The following is a 24,687-nucleotide window of genomic DNA, read 5'->3' as shown; positions in this document are numbered from 1 at the left end:
AAGAAACACGATGAAAACCCCACCCGTCATCCAGCACCTGGCCCTGCCCGGCCGGTCGGTGCGTTACGTTTCCATCGCCCAGGTGCCGGGCATCGACGCATTGCCGTTCTCGCTTCGCATCCTGCTCGAGAACCTGCTGCGTCAGGCGAGCCGCGGCGTCGACACCCAGGCCGAGATCGACGCGCTGCTGGCGCGCCGCATCGGCAGCGGGCTGAGCTTCTATCCGGTTCGGGTCTATGGGCAGGACATCCTGGGCCAGGTGATGCTGGTCGACATGGCGGGCCTGCGCGATGCGGTGGCCGAAGCCGGCGGCGATGCTTCCGCGGTACGGCCCAAGGTGCCGGTGGACGTGATCATCGATCACTCGCTGCAGGTCGACCGCTGGGCCAGCCCCGATGCCCGTCGGATCAACCTCGAGCGGGAGTACGAGCGCAACGGCGAGCGCTTCGCCTTCCTGCGCTGGTGCAGCAGCAGCTTCGAGGGCGTGCGCATCGTGCCGCCGGGCAAGGGCATCATGCATCAGATCCACATCGAGCACATCGGCAAGGTGGTGTGGACCGAGACGGACGAAGAAGGCGAATTCGCCGTGCCCGACACCTGCGTCGGTACCGACAGCCACACACCCATGATCAACGGCCTGGGCGTGCTGGGCTGGGGGGTCGGGGGCATCGAGGCCGAAGCCGTGATGGTCGGCAAGGCGGTCGCCATGGCATTGCCCGAGGTGCTGGGCATCGAGGTGAAGGGCCGGCTGCGCGAAGGCGTGCTGCCCACCGACCTGGTGCTGGCCATCACCGAGAAGATGCGCAGCCTCGGCGTGGTCGGCAAGTTCGTCGAGTTCTTCGGCAACGGCCTCGAGGCCTTGTCGCTCGGCGACCGCGGCATGATCGCCAACATGGCGCCCGAGTACGGCGCGACGGCGGTCTACTTCCCGATCGACGGGCGCACCATGGACTACCTGCGCATGACGGGCCGCGAAGACGCCCAGTTGGCCCTGGTCGAGGCCTATGCCCGCGCACAGAAGCTCTGGCGCGACGAGACGACGCCGGCCCCCACCTTCGAGGACGTGGTCACGCTCGACCTCGACACCATCCGCCCCTGCCTCGCCGGCCCGCGCAACCCCGAGGACCGGCTCGACCTCGACACGGTGCCAACGGCCTTCCTGGGGCACCACCAGGAGATCGCCGGCCGGCCGGTCGACCGCGCCCGCGCCGTCCCCGTCGCAGGCGAAGACTTCAGCCTGCGCGACGGCGCCGTGGTCATCGCTGCCATCACCAGCTGCACCAACACCGCCAACCCGGTGAACATGATGGCTGCCGGCTTGGTGGCGAAGAAGGCGGTCGCACTCGGCCTGCGCACGCAGCCCTGGGTCAAGACCTCGCTGGTGCCGGGCAGCCACGTGACGGCGGCCGTGCTCGAAAAGGCGGGCCTCCAGCAGGCGCTCGACACGCTCGGCTTTCACGTCGCCGGCTTCGGCTGCACCACCTGCAACGGTGGCTCCGGTCCCCTGCCGGAAGCGCTGGCCGAGGCGATCGAACGCGAGAAGCTGGTGGCGACCGCCGTGCTGTCCGGCAACCGCAACTTCGAAGGGCGCATCCACCCCAACGTGCGCGCCGCCTACCTGGGCTCGCCGGCCCTGGTGGTGGCGTATGCGCTGGCCGGCTCGATCACCATCGACGTCACCCGCGAGCCCCTGGGCACCGGTGCCGACGGGCAACCTGTGTACCTGCGCGACGTGTGGCCCACCTCGCAGGAAATCGCGGCGGCCGTCGACGGCGCCTACGAGCCCGAGCTGTTCCGCGCCAAGTATGCCGACCTGTTCGAAGGCGGTGCGCCCTGGGACGCGCTGGCCGGCGAGCGCGGCGAACGCTTCGCCTGGCAGGAGAGCAGCACCTACGTGCGCCGCCCGCCCTACTTCGAGCAGCTCACGCGCCAGCCCGCAGCCGTGCAGGACATCGTGGGCATGCGGCCCCTGGCGATCCTCGGCGACTCGGTGACCACCGACCACATCTCGCCCTCGGGCGCCATCAGCCTGGGCACGCCCGCGGCGGACTTCCTGCTCCAAAAGGGCATCGAGAAGCGCGACTTCAACAACTACACGACCCGCCGCGGCAACCACGAGGTCGCGGTGCGCGCCACCTTCGCCAACATCCGCCTGCGCAACCGCATCGTGCCCGGCATCGAAGGCGGCATGACGAAGCTGATGCCCGAAGGCAGCACCAGGCGCATCTACGAGGCCGCCAACGAGTACCTGCGCCGCGGCGTGCCGCTCACCGTGATCGCTGGCCGCAACTACGGCTGCGGCTCCTCGCGCGACTGGGCGGCCAAGGGGGTGGCGCTGCTCGGCGTGAAGACGGTGATCGCCGAAAGCTTCGAGCGCATCCACCGGACCAACCTGGTGGGCATGGGCGTGCTGCCCCTGCAGTTCGAGACCGGCACCACGGCCGAGTCGCTGGGGCTGGACGGCAGCGAGACCCTCGACGTCACCGGACTCGGAGACGGACTCGACGTCGGCGCCCGGGTGCAGGCCCTGATCCGGCGCACCGACGGCAGCGTGCAGACGGTGCCGCTGACCGTGCGCCTGGACACCGCCGAAGACGTCGAGTACTGGCGCCACGGCGGCATCCTGCCGCGCGTGTGGCGCGACTACGTGGGCATCGCCTCGGGCGACCACACCTCGCACGCAGCATTGCCGCTTCAGCCTGAAGCGGGCGGTCCGCTACATGAGCTGCCCGACGCCATGCCCGGGAGCGAGGTGCCGAGCGCGACGCAGGGCGTGACGCTCGCCTAGGGCTGCGAAGGCGTTTCAGCCCACCGGCCCATAGTCGATGAAGCCCTTGTTGATCTCCCCCACCTTGCGCGCCAGCCGATAGACGCCACCACCTTCGCGTGTCTTGCTCGCATCGGTGTTGCCTTCGATCGTGGCGAGGATGCCCGCAGACACCGATTCGATGAGGCCCGTGTGGCCGGTACCTTTGCCGTGGTCCATGATGAAGATCATCCCGGGCCGTAACAGCGTGGGGTCGGCCGTGGCGCGTGCCGCCGGGATGCGCGTCGCGCCCTTGGCGACGGCGCGGTTCCAGTGGTCGAGGCAGCCCGCGGTGCGCACCATCGGGTTGGCGCGGCCCAGTTGCTTGGCGGCTTCGTCGAAGCAGTAATAGACGAAGGCGCAGCACCAGGGCAGGCCGGCGGGCACGCCGACGCGGGCCAGGTACTTCTCGACGTCCGGGCCGCGGTTCGAGTTCATCGGCACCTCGCGGACCTTCTTCGCTTCTTCGGCGCTCGCGATGTCCAGCACGGCCGTCAGTAGGTCGCTGCCGGCGTTGGCCTCGGCCGCGACGGTGTCGACGCCGAAGAGCGCGCCCCAGGTCAGGCTGCCGATCTCGCCGTCCTGCTTGAGCGGCCGGCCTTCCGAATCGACATGCCGCGCCTGGAACAGCTTGACCACGCGCTTCATGTCGGCGTCGAACACCGCGTCGTCCGCGTCGAGCGCAGTCGCCGGATCGGTGTTGCCCGCCATCATGCGACGCAGCTGCGCGCGCACCGCCTTGACGACCGAGGCATCGGCTTCGCCGGGCTTGATGATTCGACCGGGGTAGTCCATGGCGGCTCCTTGCGCTGCGTGCGCGCCCAGCTTAGGGGGCGGCCCGCACGCACGCATCTGGCAAACGGCGTAGCCCGAGGCGTAGCTCGATCGCCGATGCGCCTCGCTACGGCGACTCAGCGCAAGGCGTCGATGCTACGGTCGCGCGCGCCCAGTTCGCGCTCGATCTGCTCGCGCAGCGCCAGCAGTGGCGGCGCGAGTTCGAGCGCCACCTCGCCCGGTGGCTCGGTGGTGGAGACGCTCGCGTTCATCACGTGCAGGCGTTCGCCGTCCAGCATCAGGGGCGTGGCGACGGCGACGATCTCGGGCTGCCACGAGGCGGCGCACCAGCCGCGCCGATGCACGCCGTCGATGGCCTTGTCGATGTCCTTGCGCAGCCGCGGCCAGTCGGCGCGTCGCGCTTCGAACGCGGCGAACAGCGCGTCGCGCTGCTCCTGCGGCGCCACCGCGAGCCACGCGCGGCCCAGCGAGGTGAGCTCGATGGGCACGCGCTGCCCGCTGACCACCTTGCGCAGCGAGGCCTTGCGGTTGTAGCGGATCGACTCGAGGTACAGCATCTCCGCGCGGTCGGCCACCGCGAGCCCCACGTTGATGCGCAGCTTCTCGGCCACGGCGCGCATGCGCGGCGCAGCGACCTGCAGCACGGTCGAGCCGGTGCGCATGGCATGCGCGAAGCTCAGCACCGGCGCGGCCAGCCGATAGGCGCGCGCGGGACGGTCGTGCTCCAGCAGGCCGGCGCCGACCAGCGTCTGCGTGAGCCGGCTCACCGTGGCCGGCGACAGGCCGGTGCGCGCGGCGAGCTCGCCGTTGCCCAGCAGCGTGGAGCCGGGGCGGAAGGCGCGCAGGATTTCGACGCCGCGTTCCAGGGAGCGATTGGAGGGGCTGGCCATGGGCGGAAGTGTTCGAGAGGCGAGTGCGGCCAATTCCATTCAGTGGAATTGGAGGGCTGCGTGGCCGGAGTATGCGTCCTAAGCTCTTCCCATGCCCAACGCCACCTCCGGTCTGGGCGAAGAAAGAGAGACACCCATGCGCCTACCCCCTCGCCTGCCCGCCCTGCCCCTGCATCGCCGCGGCTTCCATCTGCTCGCCGCTTCAGCCGCACTCGTCGCGCTGGCCGCCGCCAGCCCGTTCGCGCACGCGGCCTTCCCCGACAAGCCGCTGCGCATCATCGTGCCCTTCGCGCCCGGCGGCGGCACGGATGCGATCACGCGCGCCCTCGGCATCGGCATGTCGCAGGCGCTGGGCCAGCCGGTGATCGTCGACAACAAGCCCGGCGCCGGCACCATCATCGGCACCGATGCGGTCGCCAAGAGCGCGCCCGACGGCTACACGCTGGTGATGTCCACCTTCGCGCACGCGGTCAACCCTGCGCTGCAGCCGAAGATGCCCTTCGACACCGACAAGGCCTTCGCGCCGGTCGCGCTGATCGGCGTGTCGCCCAACGTGCTGGTGGTGCGGGCCGACCAACCCTACAAGAACGTGGCCGACGTGCTGGCGGCAGCGAAGGCCAAGCCGGGCAAGCTGACCTTCGCGTCGCAGGGCAACGGCACCTCGGCGCACCTGGCGGGCGAGCTGTTCAAGAGCCTGGCCAAGGTGGACATCACGCACGTTCCGTATCGCGGCGCCGGCCCGGCCATGACCGACCTGCTCGGCGGCCAGGTCGACCTGATGTTCGCCACCGCCGCCGCAGCCAAGCCCTTCGTCAGCGCCGGAAAGATGCGTGCCCTGGCCGTGACCACCGCGCAGCGCTCGCCGGCCTATGCCGAGGTGCCGACGCTGGCCGAGTCCGGCGTGGCGGGTTATGCCGCGGAGAGCTGGTACGGCCTCTATGCCGCGGCAGGCACGCCCAAGGACGTGATCGCGAAGCTCAACGATGCGGTGCGCCGCGCGGTCAAGCTCGACGCCTTCGTCAAGCAGACCCAGTCGGAAGGCCTCGCGCTCAAGGTGGGCGCGCCCGAGGAACTCGACCGCTACGTGCAGGCCGAGGAAGTGCGTTGGCGCAAGGTGGTCAAGGACGCCAACATCACCGCGGACTGAATGAACCAGAGAGGAACGACGAGATGAACGACGAGATCAAGACACAGGAACTGGTGCTGCTGCAGGTCGACGCAGGCATCGCCACGCTGACCCTGAACCGCCCCGAGAAGCGCAACGCCATCAGCGATGCGATGCGCACCGAGTTGATCGGCGCGCTCGAACAGGTGGCCGCCGATGCGACCATCCGCGCCCTGGTGCTGACCGGGACAGGCAAGGGCTTCTGCGCCGGCGGCGACGTGGCGGGCATGCAGCGCCGCATGGACGCACCGGCCGGCGAAGTCGGCTTCAATGGCTGGACGCGGCAGCAGCGCGTGCACCACTCGATCGCGCTGCTGCACACCATGCCCAAGCCGGTGATCGCGGCCGTCAACGGCTCGGCCAACGGCCTGGGCGCGGACATGGCGCTGGCCTGCGATTTCGTCATCGCGTCCGAAGAAGCGAGCTTCGCCTGGAGCTACATCAAGCGCGGGCTGATTCCGGACGGCGGCGGCATGTACTTCCTGCCGCGCCGCGTGGGCCTGTCACGCGCGAAACAGCTGATCTTTACCGGGCGCAAGGTGGAAGCGGCCGAAGCGCTCTCGTTCGGCATCGCCGACCGGTTGAGCCGGCCCGACGCGCTGCTGCCCGACGCGCAGGCCTGGGCGCGCGAACTCAGCGAAGGCTCAGCCGCCGCGCTGGCATTGGGCAAGTCGATCATCGACCAGAGCTTCGAGCTGCCGGCCGAACAGGTGTTCGCGCAGGGCAGCCAGGCGCAAGGCATCTGCTACACCACACAGGCGCATCGCGATGCGGTGATGGCGTTTCTCGAAAGCGCCAAGGGGAAGCGGGCATGAGCGATACGAAGCACGTGGACCCCATCGCTCGCCTGCTGAAGCCGCGCAGCGTGGCCGTGATCGGCGCCTCGGCCGACCCGACCAAGACGGCCGGCAGGCCGGTGTCGTATCTGCAGAAGCACGGCTTCACCGGCGCGATCTACCCGGTCAACCCGCGTGCCACCGAGATCGGTGGATTGAAAAGCTACCCCGACGTGGCCTCGCTGCCCGAAGCGCCCGACGTGGGCATCGTGCTGCTGGGCGCCGAACGCGCCCATGAAGCCGTGCGCGCGCTGTCCGAACGCGGCACCGCGGCCGCGATCGTGCTGGCCAGCGGCTACACCGAAGTCGGCGAGGAAGGCGCGCGCCGCCAAAGCCAGCTGATGGAGGCCGCAGGTTCGATGCGCATCCTCGGCCCCAACACCATCGGCCTGGTGAACCTGACCGACGGCATCACGCTGTCGGCCACTGGCGCGCTGGAGATGGAAGGCTTCGAGGCCGGCCGCATCGGCGTGGTGTCGCAGAGCGGCGGCATCCTGGGCGCCCTGCTCTCGCGCGCCGCGGCGCGCGGCATCGGGCTGTCGAAGCTCATTTCCACGAGCAACGAAGTGGACCTCGACCTCGCGGACTTCGTCGACCACCTGGCCGATGACGAGGCGACCTCGGTGATCGCGCTCTACATGGAAGGCCTGCGCAATCCGGCCAAGTTCCGCGCCGCCGCATTGAAGGCCGCGCGCAAGGGCAAGCCGGTGGTGGTGTTCAAGGTCGGCCGCTCGGAAGCCGGTGCATCGGCCGCGGTGTCGCACACCGGTGCACTGGCCGGTGCCGACCGCATGTACGACGCGCTGTTCCGCGAGCTCGGCGTGATCCGCGCGCAGACCTTCGCGGACCTGCTGGACATTCCGGCCGCGCTGGTCACGGGCCGCGTGCTGCGCGGCTCGCGCGTGGCGGTGCTCACCTCCACCGGCGGTGCCGGCACGCTGGTGGCCGACAGCCTGGGCAGCGCGGGCTTCGAGGCGCCGGCGCCCGATGCGGAGACGGCCGCGGCGCTGCGTGCGCTGCAGTCCGGCGACCACGCGGTGCTCGACCGCAACCCGATCGACGTCACGCTCGCGGGCCTGCAGCCACAGCTGCTGCGCGGCGCGATCCGCGCGCTGCTCGGCAGCCCTTCGTACGACGCGGTGGTGGTGGTCGTCGGCTCTTCGGGTCTGGCGATGCCCGACCTGATGGCCGACGCCATCCACGACAGCCTGCCCGGCAGCGACAAGCCGCTGCTGGCCTACGTGAGCCCGCATGCGCCGGGCATCGCGAGCCTGCTCAACCAGCGCGGCGTGCCGGCCTTCATGGCGCCCGAGAGCTGCACCAGCGCACTGGCCGCGATGCGTCAGCAGGCGGACTGGGCCGAGCCGGTGCCGGGCGACCCATTGCCTTCGTCCCCTGAACCCGACGACCTGCCGCGCGGCTCGCTCGACGAAGCGCAGGCCAAGCAGCTGTTCACGCGCTTCGGCGTGCCTTGCGCGCGCGAGATCGTCGTCGTCGATGCGCGAGAAGCCGAGGCGGCGGCGCGTGAGCTGGGCGGTGCGGTGGTGCTCAAGATCCTGTCGTCCGAGATCACGCACAAGAGCGACGTGGGCGGCGTGGCGGTCAATGTCACGGCCGATGCGATCGGCGAGCGCCTGGCGCGCATGGCTTCCGACGTCGAGGCACGTACCGGCGTGCAGCCCCGACGCTTCCTCGTGCAGGAGATGGTGAGCGGCGGCGTGGAGCTGATCCTAGGCTTTCATCGCGACCCGCTGGGCAGCGCGATTCTGCTGGGCATGGGCGGCGTGACGGCCGAGCTGCTGAAGGACACCGCGCTGCGCATGCTGCCGCCCGAAGGCCTGACGCGCGCACAGGCCCTCGCACTGGTGCGCGAGCTCAAGACCTGGCCACTGCTCGACGGCTTCCGCGGCCGGCCGGTATGCGACGTCGACGCACTGGCCGATGCGATCGTCGCCTTCTCGCGCATGGCCGCGGCGCTGGGCGATCGACTCGTCGAGGCCGAGATCAACCCGATCTTCGTGCTGCCGCGCGGCCAGGGCGTGCGCGCCGCGGACGGTGTGGCCGTGCTCGCGGCCTGACAACCACCTCGATCACACAACAAGGAGACAACGCATGCGTCACAACTTCTCGCGCCGCCGCTTCAACGCCACGCTCGGCGCCGGCCTCGCGCTCTCGGCCCTGGCACCGTCCGCTTTCGCGCAGGCCTTTCCGTCGAAGCCGATCCGCATCGTGGTGCCCTTCGCGCCCGGCGGGCCGACCGACCTGATGGCGCGTGCCATCGGCAAGACCATGTCGGCAAGCCTCGGCCAACCGGTGATCGTCGACAACAAGCCCGGTGGCGGCGGCGTCATCGGCATGAGCGAGGTCGCGCGGGGGCCGGCCGATGGCTACACGATGGTCTTCCCGTCGATCCTGGCCGTGACCAATCCGGCGCTGATGGCCAACTACCCCTTCGACACGCTGAAGGACTTCGCGCCGCTGACGGTGGTCGGCTTCATCCCGCATGCGGTGGTGGTGCGGCCCGAGTTCCCGGCGAAGACGCTGCAGGAACTGGTCGCGATGGCCAAGGCCAAGCCCGACAGCCTGTCGTACGGCTCGTCGGGCAACGGCACGTCGGCGCACCTGGGCGCGGCGCTCTTCGCGCAGCGCGCCGGCATCCGCGCGACCCACGTGCCCTACCGCGGCGCCGGGCCGGCGGTGCAGGATTTGCTGGGCGGACAGATCCAGTTCATGTTTCTCGACATGAGCTCGGCGCTGTCGCAGATCAAGGCCGGCAAGCTGCGCGCGCTGGCGGTGGCGCCCAAGACCCGCTTCGCCGGCCTGCCCGATGTGCCGACCGTGGCCGAGCAAGGCTACCCCGGCTTCGACGTGCATGGCTGGTACGGGCTGCTGCTGCGCGCCGGCACACCGGCGCCCGTGATGCAGCGCCTTCACGCGGAAGTGAAGCGCGCCCTCGACACGCAGGAAGTGCGCGAGATCTTCCAGGCTCAAGGCATCGAGCCGGGCGGCATGCCGCCGGCCGAGTTCACGGCGCTGGTGCGCGACGACCTGGTGCTGTGGAAGCGCACGGTCGAGCAGCTGAACATCACGCTGCAATAGGAGCCGGCTCGCCATGCGCATCGTCATCCCCGACGACTACCAGGACTGCGTGCGAACGCTCGATTGCTTCGCGCGCCTGGCGGGCCACGAAGTCCGCATCCACAACGACACGGTCAAAGGCACCGATGCGCTCGCCGCGCGTTTTGCCGATGCCGACGCGATCGTGCTGACGCGCGAACGCACGCGCATCGACGCGGCCTTGCTCGATCGCCTGTCGCGCCTGCGCCTCATCAGCCAGACCGGCAAGCTCGCGGGCCACGTCGACTTGGCCGCCTGCACCGCGCGCGGCGTGGTGGTGACCGAAGGCCGCGGCGCGGGCTCGTCGACGGCCGAGCTGACCTGGGCGCTCGTGCTGGCGAGCCGGCGCCACCTGGTGCAGGAAGCCAACCGGCTGCAGCAGGGGCTGTGGCAGGGCCACCTGGGCCAGCAGCTCGGCGGGCAGCGCCTGGGCGTGTGGAGCTACGGCCGCATCGGCCGGCAGGTCGCGGCCTACGGACGCGTGTTCGGCATGAAGGTCTGGATATGGGGCCGCGAGGCCTCGACGCAGGCGGCGCGCGCCGACGGCTTCGAGGTCGCGCCGTCGCGCGAGGCCTTCTTCGCGGAGAGCGATGTGATCAGCCTGCACGTGCGCCTGAACGCGCAGACGACGGGCATCGTGAACGAAGAAGACCTGGACCGCATGAAGCCCACCGCCCTGCTGGTGAACACCAGCCGTGCCGAGCTGATCGCCACGGGTGCGCTCGAACGCGCGCTGCGTCGCGGACGCCCCGGCTTCGCGGCCATCGACGTGTTCGAGCACGAGCCCGTGCAGGGCGCTGCCCATCCGCTGCTTGGCCTGCCGAACGCCTTGTGCACGCCGCACATCGGCTACGTGGAACGCGACAACTACGAGCGCTACTTCGGCATCGCCTTCGACAACGTCAATCGCTTCGCGGACGGCAGCCTGACCGAGGCCGTCAATGTCGAGGCGTTGGCGGCTCTGCGCGGCTGAGGCCTCCGCCAACGTCAGGCTGGGTCGTTGCGCCGGCGGCCTGCGTGAATGCGGCGCGGGCCGAGGCATTGTGTCTGTCTGAGACTACAGGGCGCAGAGAGCGACGGGCCCTAATGTGCGGCCAACTCCACTCCCAGGCCCTGCGATGACGTTCTCTGCACGCCGACAATTCCTGCGCACCGCCGTCTGCCTGGCGATGGGCACTGCAAGCGCCACGCCATGGCTGGTACACGCCGCCACGAAGAGTGCTTCGAAAGCAGCCCCCGAGGCATCCGGCCCCGCGGGACTCGACAAGCTCAACGCGGCCGCCGAAACACCGGTGCTCGCGCAAGGCTCTCGTGGCGCCGCGGTCATGCGCGCGCAGATCCTTCTCGATCGCGCCTGGTTCTCGCCCGGCGAGATCGACGGCGGCTTCGGCACCAACATGCGGCGCGTGGTGACGGCCTTCCAGAAGTACAAGGACCTGGCGCAGTCGGGCAAGGTCGATGCCGCGACCTGGGCCGCGCTCGAGACCGACGCGCAGCCGCTGTTCACGACCTATGCCATCACCGACAAGGACGTGGCCGGCCCGTATGAAAAGACGCCGGAGGACATGGCCGAACGCGCGAAGCTCAAGTCGATGGGCTACCAGAGCCTGCAGGAGGCCTTGTCCGAGCGGCACCACATGGCGCCCAAGGCCCTGGCGGCCCTCAACAAAGGCGCCAAGTTCCAGGCAGGCGACGAGATCGTGGTCGTCAACATCACCGGCGCGGCCGATGCGGCCGTGGTCAAGGCCGCGAAGTCGATCGAGATCGACAAGAGCGATCACATGCTCTTCGTGCTCGATGGCTCGGGCACGCCGCTCGCGGGCTTCCCGATCAGCATCGGCGGGCCGCTCGACCCGCTGCCGCTGGGCAAGATGAAGATCATCAACGAAGTGAAAGACCCGACCTTCACCTACGACCCGTCGATCCTCAAGAAGGCGCCGGCGGGCGCGTCGAAGATGCAGATCGCGGCAGGCCCCAACAACCCGATCGGCAACGTGTGGCTGGGGTTGTCGAAGCCGCACTGGGGCATTCATGGCACGCCGGCACCGGATCGCGTGGGGCACGAGGAGACGAATGGCTGCATCCACCTGACCAATTGGGACGCGGCGCGCCTGTCGCAACTGGCCAAGGCGGGCTTCGCGGTCGAGGTCAAGGCCTGAAAGGGCGTCCGGTGCGCTTGACGGGCTGGCGAATGGCAGTGGCGTGCGCCTGGCTCGCCGTGCCCGGCTGGGCCATGGCCGATGCTTGCGCCGAGAGTCCCGGCCTGAGCCTGCTCGCTGCCCGCGCGCTGCAGTTTCCGGTCGACGGCATCCAGCCCCGGGCTGTGCGCGACACCTTCGACGAAGGCCGCCCGGGCCACCGGCACGAGGCGCTCGACATCATGGCGCCGCGCGGCACGCCGGTGCGCGCGGTGGACGATGGCAAGCTGGTCAAGCTGTTCGACAGCAAGCCGGGCGGCCTGACCGTCTACCAGTTCGATCCGGCGAGCCAGTTGGCCTACTACTACGCGCACCTCGACCGCTATGCCGAAGGCCTGCGCGAGGGCGCGCAGCTTCGGCGCGGCGACCTGATCGGCTACGTCGGCACGACCGGCAACGCGGCGCCCGACGCGCCGCACCTGCACTTCGCCGTGTTCCTGCTCGGTCCGGAAAAGCAATGGTGGAAGGGCGAGGCGCTGAACCCCTACTGCGCCTGGCGCGCGGCGCGCTGACGATCGGCAGGGGTCGGCCGCGAGGTCGAACCTGTCAGGCGATCAGCGTGTCGAATTACGCGGCGACGAGTGCGACAACCAGTGCGGGATGAGTGCACCGATCAACCGCGCCCCGAGCGCTGCCGCTCGCGCGCACGCCGCACCTGGCGGCTGTCGGCGGCCTCGCGCGCCTTGCGCTCGCGCTCCCGCTTGGCGTTGCGCACGCGCTTCGAGAGCCAGCGCGCCACGAGGAAGCTGCAGGCGCTGGTGACGACCAGCACGAAGATGGTGACCGGCCCGAAATCAGCACCCATGACTCGGCCTCCTCAAAGGACGCGCGACACGCCGGTCGGCTTGAAGCCCAGGTCCGCCGCCTTGCCCTTGCGCGCGCGGCTGCCGCGGGCGTTGTTGAGGCTGCGGATCTCCAGCGTTTCCTCGCGCTCCTTGGCGCCGCGGCCGATGCCTTCGATCTTCACGCTGCGCGTGTAGGCCGCAGCGCCGGCCAGCGTGTCCTTCGGTTCGAGGTCGATCAGCGTCAGGCCGCGGCCGCCCTTGGGCAGCGCCTTCATCTCGAGGATCTCGAAGGTCAGGATGCGGCCGTTGGTCGAGGCACAGGCCACGTTGGTGGCCGGTGGCAGCGGCTCGGCACCGCTTGCGCCGCCGACCAGCGAAGGCCGGCACAGCTGCTCGCCCTCGCCCACGTCGACGAAGGCCTTGCCGCCGCGCTGACGCGAGATCATGTTCTCGACCGTGGCGATGAAGCCGTAGCCGCCTGTGCTCGACAACAGCAGCGCGGCGCCCAGGGGGCCGGCGAAGTAGTGCGCGGGATGCGTGCCGCTTTCGAGCTCGATCAGCGTGGTGATCGGCTGGCCGTCGCCGCGGCCGCCCGGCAGCGAAGCCACGGCCACCGTGTACACGCGCACGCTCTTGTCCTTGGCGGTGCCGAAGACCAGCAGCGTGTCGACGCTGCGGCATTCGAAGGCGCCGTAGAGCGCATCGCCGGACTTGAAGCTGTATTCGGGCGCGGCACCGCCGCCGGCCGCGCGCTCGCTGGCCCAGCCCTTCTGCGTGCGCACCCAGCCCTTCTGCGAAACGATCACCGTCACCGGCTCGTCGACCACGCGCACCTCGGCCACGGCGCGCTTCTCGGCCTGGATGAAAGTGCGGCGCGGGTCTTCGAAGGTCTTGGCGTCGGACTCGATTTCCTTCACCAGCAGGCGGCGCAGCGCGGCCGGGCTGGCGAGGATGTCTTCGAGCTTTTTCTGTTCCTCGCGCAGGCCCTTGAGCTCCTGCTCGATCTTGATGGCTTCCAGCCGCGCCAGCTGGCGCAACCGGATGTCGAGGATGTCTTCGGCCTGGCGCTCGGTGAGACCGAAGCGCGCGATCAGCGCCGCCTTGGGTTCGTCGGCCGCGCGGATGATCGCGATCACCTCGTCGATATTGAGCAGCACCAGCTGCCGCCCTTCGAGGATGTGGATGCGGTCCTGCACCTTGCCCAGGCGGTGGCGCGAACGCCGCTCGACCGTGATCTCGCGGAAGGCGATCCACTCGTTGAGCATCTGGCGCAGCGACTTCTGCGTCGGCTTGCCGTCGATGCCCACCATCGTGAGGTTGATGGAGGCCGAGCTTTCCAGCGAGGTCTGCGCCAGCAGCGTGGTGATGAACTCCTCCTGGCTGATGCGCGAGGTCTTGGGCTCGAACACCAGGCGCACCAGCGCGTCCTTGCTCGACTCGTCGCGCACGCTGTCGAGCACCGCGAGCACGGTGGCCTTGAGCTGGGTCTGCTCGGCCGTCAGCGCCTTCTTGCCGGCGCGCACCTTGGGGTTGGTGAGTTCCTCGATCTCTTCGAGCACCTTCTGCGAGCTGACGCCGGGCGGCAGCTCGTTGACCACCAGTTGCCACTGGCCGCGCGCCAGGTCCTCGATCTTCCAGCGCGCGCGCACCTTGAGCGAGCCGCGGCCGGTGCGGTAGGCCTCGGCGATGTCGGCCGCGCTGCTGATGATCTGCGCGCCGCCCGGGTAGTCGGGGCCGGGGACGAGCGCAAACAGTTCCTCGTCGGGCAGCTTGCCGTTGGACTTGATCAGCGCCACGCAGGCGTCTGCCACTTCGCGCAGGTTGTGGCTCGGGATCTCGGTGGCCAGGCCGACCGCGATGCCGCTGGCGCCGTTGAGCAGCGTGAAGGGCAGGCGCGCCGGCAGCAGGCGGGGCTCGTCGGTGGAGCCGTCGTAGTTGGGAATGAAGTCGACCGTGCCTTCGTCGATCTCGTCGAGCAGCAGGCTGGTGATGCGTGAGAGGCGGGCCTCGGTGTAGCGCATGGCCGCGGCGCCGTCGCCGTCGCGGCTGCCGAAGTTGCCCTGGCCGTCGACCAGCGGGTAGCGCTGCGAGAAGTCCTGCGCCATGCGCACCAGCGCGTCGTAAGCGGCCTGGTCGCCGTGCGGATGGAAGCGGCCCAGCACGTCGCCGACCACGCGCGCGCTCTTGACCGGCTTGGCGCCGACCGTGCCGTTGGCACCGCCGAAGCCCAGACCCATGCGCGACATCGAATAGAGGATGCGCCGCTGCACGGGCTTCTGGCCGTCGCTGACGTCGGGGAGCGCCCGGCCCTTGACGACCGACAACGCGTATTCGAGGTAGGCGGTCTGCGCGTAATCGGCCAGGGTGAGGGCCCCGTCCTCTTCAGGGCTCTGGAAATCGAGAGGGGGTTGGGAATCCATGGGGAGAGAAACTGAAAGAGGGGGAAGTGTAGTGGGGGCGCCTGGCTCGCTACCTGTGCGGTGGTGAGGGGCGCTTGGTCTTGCTCCCTCTCTCTGGGAGAGGGAGTAAGTCAGCCCAGCGTGAACGCCTCGTGCACCGCCGACTGCACGCTGCCGCCGAGCACCGCGCCGCCGCCCGCGACGTAGATCCAGTCCCCGATCACCGTCGCGCCCACCGCATGGCGCGGCGTGAGCATCGGCGCATGGCGCTGCCAGCGATCGGTGCGAGGGTCGTAGCTTTCCATTTGCCCGAACACCTTGGCCTGGTGCGGCACGCCGCCGACCAGAAAGCCGCCCTCGCCGCCCATGGCGTAGTAGCGCCCGCGGTACACCACCAGCCCATGGCCCGAACGCGAAGTCGGCAGCGGCGCGCGCAGCTCCCAGGTGTCGCGCGCCGGCAGGTACACGTGGTGCAGGTCGGTGTTGTATTCGAAGGTGTTGAAGCGCCCGCCGATCACGTGGATGCGGCCGTCGTCTGCCACGCAACCGACGTGGTCGCGTGCCCCGGGCAGCGGCTTGCGTGCGGTCCAGCGATCGGCCTGGGGGTCGTAGACCTCGTGCCAGCCCACGCTGGCGCGCTCGGCAGCGGGCTCGGAAGCGCCGCCGATCAGGTGCAGCTTGCCGTCGAGCACCACCGCGGCCGCCGCGCCGCGCGGTCGCGGCAGCGGCGCGATGGCGGTCCAGCGGTCGGCCGCGATCTCGTAGACGTAGGCCTTGTCGTCGGAGCGCCGGTTCTGCTCGGTGAAGCCGCCGAAGGCCCACACCCGCCCGCCTTCCGCGGCCACGGCCACGTGGTTGGCGCCGCGCGGCAACGGCGCGCCGGACAGCCAGCGGTCGGCGGCCGGGTCGTAGACGTGGTGATAGTCGCGGTTGACCGCGCCCTCGCCGTAGCCGCCCACGATGTGCATGCGGCCCTGAGTGGCGGTGGCCCAGGCCATCTCGCTGCGCGGAATCGGCAGCGCCGCGCGTGGCACCCAGCGCCCGGGCGTGCCGGCGGGCGCGGGGCTGTCGATGACGCGCTGCGATTCCTGCTCGGGCGTCATGTGGTGCGGCACACCGCCCTGCAGTTTGGCGTAGGGCTCGGACGACGACGGCGCGGGCGCCAGCGATTGCGCATGGGCCGCGCCGCCGAGGGCAGCGGCAGCGCTTGCGAGGACGAGTCGTCGGCGCTGCATGGCGGCCTCCTGGTTGCTGGTTGCTGGTTGCTTGTCGCTATTGCCTGGAGATGCGGTTCGACAGCCTGAGCGCCGGCGCGTTCGCATCGGCCTCGGGCGCGGCTTGTGGCGCTTCGGCCAGTTCGGGCATGGCAGGCACCGCACCGGGCGACGATGACGGCATGTTGCCGCGCCCCAGTGCGCCGCCGCGTGGGGCCGCGAGTTCCATCCGCACACGGCCCGGCGCCTTGCCGCCGCCGGCGGCCGCGGAAGGCTTGAGGTAGGCGTAGAGCTGCAGCACCGTCTTCACGTAGTTCTGCGTCTCGCGGTAATTGGGGATCTTGTTGCCGGCGCGCTGCACCGCGCCCTCGCCCGCGTTGTAGGCCGCGAGCGCCAGTTCGACATCGCCGGCGAACATGGTCATCAGGTCGTCGAGGTAACGCGAGCCCGCGGCGATGTTGATGTGCGGATCGAACAGCTTCTTCTCGGTCGTGCCGCGCTTGTCGGGGCCTACACCGTAGCGCTGCGCGGTGGCCGGCATCAGTTGCATCAGGCCCATCGCGCCCTTGGGCGAAACGGCCTGCGCGTCGAACCCGGACTCGGTCGCGACCAGGGCCTGAAGCAGTTCGTAGTCGATGTCGTGGCGCTTGGCCGCCTCGCGCAGCGCCTTCTGCGCCGGGCGGTAGCTGGGCGAGGCCTCGAACAGGGCCAGCAGCGATTGCGAGGCGCGCGGCACCTTGCCGTCGATGGTGCCCGCGCGGCCGCGAGCCAGCGGGCCGACGCCCTTGGCCGTGTCGAAGGCCTGGCCGCCGCGAAAGAAAAGCTGGTAGCGCTCGTCGAGCTTTTCCGACGCGAAGTGCGCCGTGCCTTTGTCGTCGACGTACCCGAAGATGTCGGAGGCGTGCGCAAGCGGCAGCCATGCGAGCAGGGCCAACGTGATCAGTTGGAGCCGCCACCAGCGGCCGGGAGCGTGTCTGGGGTTCATCGCCGGGGGCGATTGTCGTCGATGAAACCCGGAAGCCATGTAAAGCGCCGGGACGGCCCCACGCCACGGGCGGGCAAGCCCAGGCGCGCGACGGCTTCGCTAGACGTCCACCTCGACGTCGTCGGCGCGTAACTCCATGAGTTCGCGCCGCGCCGCGGCCTCGCCCTTGCCCATCAGCTTGGTGATCTCGCCCTGCGTGCCCTGCAGGTCGAAGCGGCCCAGGCGCACCTGCAGGAGGCGACGGGTGTCGGGGTTCAGCGTGGTCTCCCACAGCTGCTCGGCGCTCATCTCGCCCAGGCCCTTGAAGCGGCTGATGGTCCAGGCGCCTTCGCGCACGCCGTCCTTGCGCAGCTTGTCGAGGATGGCCGTGAGTTCGCCTTCGTCGAGCGCGTACATCTTGGAGGCCGGCTTCTTGCCGCGCGCCGGTGCGTCGACGCGGAACAGCGGCGGCTTGGCGACGTACACGTGGCCGGTGTCGATGAGCTTCGGGAAATGGCGGAAGAACAGCGTGAGCAGCAGCACCTGGATGTGCGAGCCGTCCACGTCGGCATCCGACAGGATGCAGATCTTTCCGTAGCGCAGACCCGAGAGATCGGGCGAGTCGTCGGGCCCGTGCGGGTCGACGCCGATGGCGACCGAGATGTCGTGGATCTCGTTGTTGGCGAACAGGCGGTCGCGCTCCACTTCCCAGGTGTTGAGCACCTTGCCGCGCAGCGGCAGGATGGCCTGGCTTTCCTTGTCGCGGCCCATCTTGGCGCTGCCGCCGGCCGAGTCGCCCTCGACCAGGAAGACCTCGTTGTGGGCCACGTCCTTGCTCTCGCAGTCGGTGAGTTTGCCGGGCAGCACGGCCACGCCGGAGCCCTTGCGCTTCTCGACCTTCTGGCCGGCGCGCTGGCGCGTCTGCGCGGCCTTGATGGCCAGCTCGGCCAGCCGCTTGCCGTAGTCGACATGCTGGTTGAGCCACAGCTCCAGCGCGGGCCGCACGAAGCTCGACACCAGCCGCACCGCATCGCGCGAGTTGAGCCGCTCCTTGATCTGGCCCTGGAACTGCGGGTCGAGCACCTTGGCCGACAGCACATAGGAGGCGCGCGCGAACACGTCCTCGGGCAGCAGCTTCACTCCCTTGGGCATGAGCGAGTGCAGCTCGACGAAGCTCTTGACCGCATTGAACAGGCCGTCGCGCAGGCCGCTTTCGTGCGTGCCGCCGGCGCTGGTGGGAATGAGGTTGACGTAGCTCTCGCGCACCGGCTGGCCCTCTTCGGTGAAGGCCACGCACCATTCCGCGCCTTCGCCCTCGGCGAAGTTGTCCGCGTTCTTGTCGGCATGGCCCGCGCCCTCGAACAGCGGGATCACCGGGTCGGCATTGAGCGTCTGCATCAGGTAGTCGCGCAGGCCGCCCTTGTAGAGCCACTGCTGCGTCTCCTTGGTCTTCTCGACCACCAGCGTCACGGTGACGCCCGGCATCAGCACGGCCTTGCTGCGCAGCAGGTGCGTCAGCTCGTTGACCGGCAGGGCGGGCGATTCGAAGTATTTCGCGTCGGGCCAGGCGCGCACCGTGGTGCCCGAGCGGCGCTCGCCGGTTTCGGCCGGGCGCACCTGCAGCGGCTCGACCACGTCGCCGCCGGAAAACGCGATGCGCGCGGCCGATCCGTCGCGGAAGGATTGAACTTCCAGCCGCTTCGACAGCGCATTGGTCACCGACACGCCGACGCCGTGCAGGCCGCCCGAGAAGCTGTAGGCGCCGCCGGCACCCTTGTCGAACTTGCCGCCGGCATGCAGGCGGGTGAAGACCAGTTCGACCACCGGGGCCTTTTCTTCCGGGTGCAGGCCGAAGGGGATGCCGCGGCCATCGTCGTCGATGCTCACCGAGCCGTCCACGTGCAGCGTCACCTTGATCTTCTTGCCGTGGCCGGCCAAGGCCTCGTCGGCGGCGTTGTCGAGCACTTCCTGGATGATGTGCAGCGGGTTGTCGGTGCGGGTGTACATGCCCGGGCGCTGCTTGACGGGCTCGAGGCCCTTGAGCACGCGGATCGAGCCTTCGGAATAGGCCGGGGGGGTCTTGCTGGGAGTCGCCATGGGGGCGGATTGTAGGCATGGGAACGGCCCGGTCTGTATGGGCATACAGAGCCCGCCCCTTCGCACCGATGCCTGCCGCGCATCAATGGCGGGCCCAGATATCAACAATGCCTGTCACGCCCGCGCCCGGCGCGCGGCGGCGCTTTTGGCTACATTCCCTTGGATGCACGCCTCCTCCCAGCCGCTGTCGCTCAAGCAGGTTCTCTTCTGCGGCGCCATGATCGTCACCCTTTCGATGGGCATCCGCCACGGCTTCGGGCTCTGGCTGCAGCCGATCACGCAGGAGAACGGTTGGACCCGCCAGAGCTTCTCGCTCGCCATCGCGATCCAGAACCTGGCCTGGGGCGTGATCGGCGTCTTCGCCGGCATGCTGGCCGACAAGTGGGGCGCCTTCCGGGTGCTGCTGGCCGGGGCGGTGCTCTACGCGCTCGGGCTGGCGGGCATGGCGCTGTCGCCCACGCCCTTCCTGTTCGCGTTGACGGCCGGCATCCTGATCGGCGCGGCCCAGGCCGGCACCACCTACGCGGTGATCTACGGCGTGATCGGGCGGCAGATTCCGGCGGAGCGACGCTCCTGGGCCATGGGCGTGGCCGCCGCGGCCGGCTCGTTCGGGCAGTTCCTGATGGTGCCGATCGAAGGCCGGCTGATCGCCGGGCTGGGCTGGCACAACGCGCTGCTGGTGCTGGCCGCCATGGTGCTCGTGATCGTGCCGCTCGCCTTCGGTCTGCGCGAGCCGCTGCGCGGCACCAGCTCGCTGGCGCGTCGCGACCAGACCATCATGCAGGCGGTGCGCGAGGCCTTTCGCTACCCCAGTTTCGTGTTGCTGACCGCGGGCTACTTCGTCTGCGGCTTCCAGGTGGTGTTCATCGGCGTGCACCTGCCGAGCTACCTGCGCGACCGCGGGCTGTCGCCGGAGGTGGCGAGCTATGCGCTGGCGCTGGTGGGGCTCTTCAACGTGTTCGGCACCTACATTGCGGGCGAGCTGGGCGCGCGGCTGGCCAAGCGCAAGCTGCTGGCCGCCATCTACCTGGGGCGGGCGGTGGCCATCGCGGTCTTCGTGTTTTCGCCGATCTCGCCACTGTCGGTGTACCTGTTCGCCGCCGTGATGGGCTTCCTGTGGCTGTCGACCGTGCCGCTGACCAGCGGCATCGTGGCCCAGATCTTCGGCGTGGCCCACCTCTCGATGCTGGGCGGCTTCGTGTTCCTGAGCCACCAGGTGGGCTCGTTCCTCGGGGTCTGGCTGGGCGGCTATCTGTACGACACGACCGGCAGCTACGACATCGTCTGGTACATCGCGATCGCGCTGGGCGTGTTCGCGGCGCTCGTCAATCTTCCGGTCAAGGAAGGCGCCATCGCGCGCCCTGCCCCGCAGCCGGCCTGACCTGACGTTCAGTCCGCCATGAAGCCGAGCACCCGCCATCACCTCTTCAAGGCCGGCTGGCTGTCGGCTGCCACGCTGGCGCTGCTCGGCGTCTTCGCGCTCTACACCCGCCCGGCGTTTCTCGTGACGCTGGTCGACCAGATCTGGGCCTGCTTCTGAACCACGACGACCTTCCGCCCTCGCCCTGGATCGTGCGCTGGTCGCACCTGCCGGCGCCCGGGGCCAGCGTGCTCGACGTGGCCTGCGGTGCCGGCCGGCACATGCGCTGGTTCGGCGAGCGCGGCCATGCCGTCACCGGCGTCGACCGCGCGCCCGAGGCGCTGACCTCCGCCTCCCGCTTCGGCCGGACCGTGCTGGCCGACATCGAGAACGGCACCTGGCCCTTCGCCGGCCAGGCCTTCGGCGCGGTGATCGTCACCAATTACCTCTGGCGTGCGCGCCTGCCCGACATCGTCGCGGCCGTGGCGCCGGGCGGCGTGCTGCTCTACGAAACCTTCGCGTCGGGCAACGAGAGCGTCGGCAAGCCGTCGCGTGCCGATTTCCTGCTGCAGCCGGGCGAGTTGCTGGCCGCTTGCGCCGGGCTGCGGGTGATCGCCTACGAGGACGGCTTCGTCGCCGAGCCCGACCGCTTCGTGCAGCGCATCGCTGCCGTCCGCGAAGCCAACGCGGCCGGTGTAACGCCTCGGCGTTACCCTCTCTGAGCCAGCGGCGGGCCAGTCAGTAGAATGGCTGCTTTTCGTCAACCGACAAAGAGACCCCCTTGGAGCAACTGACAGGCAGCATCGTCGCGCTCGTCACGCCGATGCACGACGACGGCAGCGTCGACTATCCCGCCCTGCGCCGGCTGATCGACTGGCACATCGACGAAGGCACCGATTGCCTCGGCGTGGTCGGCACCACGGGTGAATCGCCCACGGTCGATGTCGAGGAGCACTGCGAGATCATCCGCGTTTCGGTCGAGCAGGCCCGGGGCCGCGTGCCCGTGATGGCCGGCTGCGGCGCGAACTCCACCAAGGAAGCGATCGAGCTGGCCAAGTTCGCCAAGGGCGTGGGCGCCGATTCGCAATTGCAGGTGGTGCCCTACTACAACAAGCCGACGCAGGAAGGCCAGTACCTGCACTTCAAGGCCATCGCCGAGGCGGTGGGCGACCTGCCCATCGTGCTCTACAACGTGCCGGGCCGCACGGTCGCCGATATGGCGCACGACACGGTGCTGCGCCTGGCGCAGGTGCCCGGCATCGTGGGCATCAAGGAAGCCACCGGCAACATCGAGCGGGCCCAGTGGCTGATTCGCGATGTGCCGAAGGAGTTCGCCGTCTATTCCGGTGACGACCCGACCGCCGTCGCCCTGATGCTCTGCGGTGGCCAGGGCAACATCAGCGTCACGGCCAACGTGGCGCCGCGCAAGATGCACGAGCTGTGCGTGGCCGCATTGGCCGGCGACGCGAAGGGCGCGATGCAGATCCAGTTCGAGCTGATGCCGCTGCATCGCCATCTGTTCGTCGAGCCCAACCCGATCCCGTTGAAGTGGGCCATGGCACGCATGGGCCTGTGCGGCGGCGCGCTGCGCCTGCCGCTGACCGAGCTCGCAGAATCCGCCCGCCCCGTGGTCGAAACCGCGTTGCGCGCCAGCGGCCTGCTCAAGGATTGATTCCACCTCATCTTTACCCGCCGTACACGAACGCCGGCAACCTTTTGCACGACCGGCGCTCTGATCGAACGGCGCTGCGGCCACACACAGATAGCGCCCAACATCCCCCAAGGAAGAAGACGTTGAAAACCATTTCGCGACTCGCACTGCTGGCCCTGGTGGCCAGCCTCGCCGCATGCTCGGTCCTCGAGAGCGACAAGATCGACTACAAGAGCGCCGGCAAGGCCCCCTCGCTCGAAGTGCCACCCGACCTCACGCAGTTGTCGCGCGAAAACCGCTACGCGATCCCCGGCAACGCGGTGTCCGCCAATGCCTTCCAGGCCGGTGCGGCCAACGCCCCAAGCATCCCGACCGCCGTGGTCAACCTGGGCGACGTGCGCATGGAGCGCTCGGGCACGCAGCGCTGGATCGTCGTCAACCGCCCGGCCGACCAGCTGTGGGAACCCGTCAAGGACTTCTGGCAGGAAAGCGGCTTCCTGCTGACCACCGACCAGCGCAACCTCGGCATCATGGAGACCGACTGGGCCGAGAACCGCGCCAAGCTGCCGCAGGACATCATCCGCGGTACCCTGGGCAAGCTGGTCGACGCGATCTACTCCACCGGCGAACTCGACCGCTTCCGTACGCGCATCGAACGCAATGCCGCCGGCGGCACCGAGATCTTCGTGAGCCACCGCGGCATGCAGGAGGTCTACACCAACACCCGTCAGGACCAGACCGTCTGGCAGCCGCGCCCGAGCGACCCCGAACTCGAAACCGAATTCCTGCGTCGCCTGATGGTCAAGCTGGGCGTCTCGCAAGAGCAGTCGAAGCAGGTCGCGCTGGCACAGGGCAGCGCGCCGGCCGCACGCACGGCCCGCGTGGCCACCATCGACGGCCAGCCTGCGGTGCAGATCAACGAGGGCTTCGACCGCGCCTGGCGCCGCGTCGGCTTGGCACTCGACCGCACCGGCTTCACCGTCGAAGATCGCGACCGCACCTCCGGCGTGTACTTCGTGCGTTACGTGACGCCGAACCCCGACAAGAAGGAGCCCGGCTTCTTCTCGAAGATCTTCAGCTCGAGCAAGACCGAGGCACCACTGAAGTTCCGCATCCTGGTCAAGAGCCAGGGCGAGGCGAGCACGGTGTCGGTGCAGAACGAAGGCGGCGCGGCAGACACGTCTGCCAACGCGCAGCGCATCGTTCAAGTCATCGCCGACGATCTGAAGTGACGCGCTCCTAAAAGCGCTTCAGGGCCTCCTGCAGATGCTGCGCTTTCGCAGTCTGGGCAGCGGCAGCACCGGCAACGCCACGCTTGTCGAAGCGACCAGCGGTGGCCGCACCTCGCGGCTGCTGATCGACTGCGGCTTCACGCTCAAGCAACTGGACCAGCGCCTTGGCGCCGCGGGCCTGGCCGCCTGCGACATCGATGCGGTGTTCATCACCCACGAGCATGGCGACCACATCGGCTGCGTGCGCGCGCTGTCCCGGCGCGAGCGCATTCCGGTCTGGATGAGCGAAGGCACCTGGCATGCCAATGGCGAGCGCGATTTCGAAGGGCGCGTGCAGTTCGCGCGCGATGGCGTGGAAATCGTCGTCGGCGATCTGCTGGTGCAGCCCTTCACCGTGCCGCACGATGCGCGCGAGCCGCTGCAGTTGCGCCTGACCGATGGCGCGCGCAGCCTCGGCTTGCTGACGGACATCGGCCACGCCACGCCCTACGTGCTGTCTCGCCTCGCGTCGCTCGACGCCCTCATGCTCGAGTTCAACCACGACAGCGACATGCTGGCGCGCTCGGCCTATCACTACCTGCTCAAGCGGCGCGTCGGCGGCGACTATGGGCACCTGTCGAACGACGCCGCCGCGGACATCGCGCGAGCCCTTCACCATGCGGGGCTGCGCCACGTGCTGGCCGCGCATTTGAGCCTGCGGAACAACATGCCCGAGATCGTGCGCCGCACGATGGCCGAGGCATTGGGCGCGAGCGAAGACGAGATGCTCACCGCGACGGCGGCCGAGGGATCGCCCTGGCTGGCCCTGCAGTGATCACCGCCTCTCCATGAAAAAAGGCCGCCCTTGGCAGGCGGCCTTTTACGTTGCAGCGGTCGTCAGATCACTGCTTGGTTTCTTCCTTCTTCTTGGCGGCATCGGTGGCCGCATTGGCCGCGTCGAGTGCCGACTGCGAACCCGGCGTGGGTGCGGGCATTGCAGCAGACGTGTCGGGTGCAGCGGGTGCGGCGGACGAAGGAGCGGGCGCCGGCATGGGTTCGGGTGCAGGTGCGGGAGCCGGCGTGACAGCAGCGGGCGGTGGGGTCACGACGGCCGGCGCAGCCTCTTCCTTCTTGCCGCAGGCAGCAAGTGCCAGTGCAGCGGTCAACGAGGCGAGCAGGACGATCTTTCTCATTACATG

Annotated in this window: 22 protein-coding genes; 14 read left to right on the top strand and 8 right to left on the bottom strand. The window is 69.4% G+C overall.

All coding sequences use genetic code 11. From position 1 onward, the window contains the following. Positions 1-10 precede the first annotated feature (10 nt). The gene (acnA, locus tag B0W80_RS01385; protein WP_083745118.1) at positions 11-2,788 is read left to right on the top strand and encodes an aconitate hydratase AcnA; all 2,778 of its coding nucleotides are present in this window, start codon (positions 11-13) and stop codon (positions 2,786-2,788) included. Positions 2,789-2,803: 15 nt separating this feature from the next. Here acnA and B0W80_RS34345 read toward each other — a convergent pair whose 3' ends face one another. Together B0W80_RS34345 and B0W80_RS01375 are read right to left on the bottom strand one after the other, a co-directional pair. Next, positions 2,804-3,601, bottom strand: coding sequence for a CHAP domain-containing protein (locus B0W80_RS34345; RefSeq protein WP_083745117.1), 798 nt, complete (start codon positions 3,599-3,601; stop codon positions 2,804-2,806). A gap of 116 nt (positions 3,602-3,717) precedes the next feature. Further along, the gene (locus tag B0W80_RS01375) at positions 3,718-4,491 is read right to left on the bottom strand and encodes an IclR family transcriptional regulator (protein ID WP_083745116.1); all 774 of its coding nucleotides are present in this window, start codon (positions 4,489-4,491) and stop codon (positions 3,718-3,720) included. A gap of 136 nt (positions 4,492-4,627) precedes the next feature. Between B0W80_RS01375 and B0W80_RS01370 the strand changes: the two genes are divergently transcribed. The 7 genes from B0W80_RS01370 (at position 4,628) to B0W80_RS01340 (ending at position 12,319) form a co-directional block, all read left to right on the top strand. After that, complete coding sequence (locus B0W80_RS01370) at positions 4,628-5,638, top strand: tripartite tricarboxylate transporter substrate binding protein (protein ID WP_076997304.1); 1,011 nt, start codon at positions 4,628-4,630, stop codon at positions 5,636-5,638. Between the two features lie 23 nt (positions 5,639-5,661). Continuing rightward, entirely contained in the window at positions 5,662-6,471 is an 810-nt protein-coding gene (locus tag B0W80_RS01365) for an enoyl-CoA hydratase/isomerase family protein (RefSeq protein ID WP_076997303.1), read from the top strand. Continuing rightward, positions 6,468-8,570, top strand: a complete 2,103-nt coding sequence (locus tag B0W80_RS01360) for an acetate--CoA ligase family protein (protein WP_076997302.1) — start codon at positions 6,468-6,470, stop codon at positions 8,568-8,570. Before B0W80_RS01365 ends, B0W80_RS01360 begins: the two co-directional genes overlap by 4 nt. A 34-nt stretch (positions 8,571-8,604) precedes the next feature. Beyond that, a complete protein-coding gene (locus B0W80_RS01355) occupies positions 8,605-9,591 on the top strand; it encodes a tripartite tricarboxylate transporter substrate binding protein (RefSeq protein WP_076997301.1) in 987 nt (328 codons plus the stop codon). A 13-nt stretch (positions 9,592-9,604) separates the two neighbouring features. After that, on the top strand, positions 9,605-10,582 hold the full coding sequence (locus B0W80_RS01350; RefSeq protein WP_076997300.1) for a D-2-hydroxyacid dehydrogenase family protein: 978 nt from the start codon (positions 9,605-9,607) through the stop codon (positions 10,580-10,582). A 145-nt stretch (positions 10,583-10,727) separates the two neighbouring features. After that, on the top strand, positions 10,728-11,768 hold the full coding sequence (locus tag B0W80_RS01345) for a L,D-transpeptidase family protein (RefSeq protein ID WP_076997299.1): 1,041 nt from the start codon (positions 10,728-10,730) through the stop codon (positions 11,766-11,768). A 32-nt stretch (positions 11,769-11,800) separates the two neighbouring features. Then, the gene (locus B0W80_RS01340) at positions 11,801-12,319 is read left to right on the top strand and encodes a M23 family metallopeptidase (RefSeq protein ID WP_083745115.1); all 519 of its coding nucleotides are present in this window, start codon (positions 11,801-11,803) and stop codon (positions 12,317-12,319) included. Between the two features lie 101 nt (positions 12,320-12,420). Here the strand turns inward: B0W80_RS01340 and B0W80_RS01335 are convergent, their stop codons facing one another. The 5 genes from B0W80_RS01335 to B0W80_RS01315 form a co-directional block, all read right to left on the bottom strand. Further along, complete coding sequence (locus B0W80_RS01335) at positions 12,421-12,612, bottom strand: hypothetical protein (RefSeq protein ID WP_076997298.1); 192 nt, start codon at positions 12,610-12,612, stop codon at positions 12,421-12,423. 12 nt (positions 12,613-12,624) lie between these two features. Continuing rightward, entirely contained in the window at positions 12,625-15,012 is a 2,388-nt protein-coding gene (parC, locus tag B0W80_RS01330; RefSeq protein WP_076997297.1) for a DNA topoisomerase IV subunit A, read from the bottom strand. Positions 15,013-15,122: 110 nt separating this feature from the next. Next, entirely contained in the window at positions 15,123-16,226 is a 1,104-nt protein-coding gene (locus tag B0W80_RS01325; RefSeq protein ID WP_076997296.1) for a kelch repeat-containing protein, read from the bottom strand. Between the two features lie 37 nt (positions 16,227-16,263). After that, positions 16,264-17,190: a lytic transglycosylase domain-containing protein gene (locus B0W80_RS01320; protein ID WP_076997295.1), complete on the bottom strand. Its 927-nt coding sequence runs from the start codon at positions 17,188-17,190 to the stop codon at positions 16,264-16,266. Between the two features lie 99 nt (positions 17,191-17,289). After that, positions 17,290-19,266 carry a DNA topoisomerase IV subunit B gene (locus B0W80_RS01315; protein WP_076997294.1) on the bottom strand — a complete coding sequence of 659 codons (1,977 nt, stop codon included), beginning with the start codon at positions 19,264-19,266 and terminating at the stop codon, positions 17,290-17,292. A gap of 163 nt (positions 19,267-19,429) precedes the next feature. Between B0W80_RS01315 and B0W80_RS01310 the strand changes: the two genes are divergently transcribed. From B0W80_RS01310 to B0W80_RS01290, 6 genes are all read left to right on the top strand, one after another. Further along, on the top strand, positions 19,430-20,647 hold the full coding sequence (locus tag B0W80_RS01310; RefSeq protein WP_076997293.1) for an MFS transporter: 1,218 nt from the start codon (positions 19,430-19,432) through the stop codon (positions 20,645-20,647). An 18-nt stretch (positions 20,648-20,665) separates the two neighbouring features. After that, on the top strand, positions 20,666-20,806 hold the full coding sequence (locus B0W80_RS35320) for a hypothetical protein (protein WP_179106802.1): 141 nt from the start codon (positions 20,666-20,668) through the stop codon (positions 20,804-20,806). A 32-nt stretch (positions 20,807-20,838) separates the two neighbouring features. Then, a complete protein-coding gene (locus tag B0W80_RS01305) occupies positions 20,839-21,348 on the top strand; it encodes a bifunctional 2-polyprenyl-6-hydroxyphenol methylase/3-demethylubiquinol 3-O-methyltransferase UbiG (protein WP_306171824.1) in 510 nt (169 codons plus the stop codon). A 59-nt stretch (positions 21,349-21,407) separates the two neighbouring features. After that, on the top strand, positions 21,408-22,298 hold the full coding sequence (gene dapA, locus B0W80_RS01300; protein WP_076997291.1) for a 4-hydroxy-tetrahydrodipicolinate synthase: 891 nt from the start codon (positions 21,408-21,410) through the stop codon (positions 22,296-22,298). A gap of 122 nt (positions 22,299-22,420) precedes the next feature. After that, positions 22,421-23,509 carry an outer membrane protein assembly factor BamC gene (bamC, locus tag B0W80_RS01295; RefSeq protein WP_076997290.1) on the top strand — a complete coding sequence of 363 codons (1,089 nt, stop codon included), beginning with the start codon at positions 22,421-22,423 and terminating at the stop codon, positions 23,507-23,509. A gap of 34 nt (positions 23,510-23,543) precedes the next feature. Beyond that, positions 23,544-24,323 (top strand): MBL fold metallo-hydrolase, encoded by a 780-nt coding sequence (locus B0W80_RS01290; protein ID WP_076997289.1) that lies wholly within the window; start codon positions 23,544-23,546, stop codon positions 24,321-24,323. Positions 24,324-24,390: 67 nt separating this feature from the next. Here the strand turns inward: B0W80_RS01290 and B0W80_RS01285 are convergent, their stop codons facing one another. Further along, positions 24,391-24,681 carry a hypothetical protein gene (locus B0W80_RS01285; protein WP_076997288.1) on the bottom strand — a complete coding sequence of 97 codons (291 nt, stop codon included), beginning with the start codon at positions 24,679-24,681 and terminating at the stop codon, positions 24,391-24,393. Between the last annotated feature and the right edge of the window lie 6 nt (positions 24,682-24,687).

Source organism: Variovorax sp. KK3 (assembly GCF_001984055.1).
Classification (GTDB): Bacteria; Pseudomonadota; Gammaproteobacteria; order Burkholderiales; family Burkholderiaceae_C; genus Variovorax.
The sequence above is the reverse complement of the archived record's forward strand: the minus strand, read 5'-3'. Positions and strand labels throughout refer to the sequence as shown.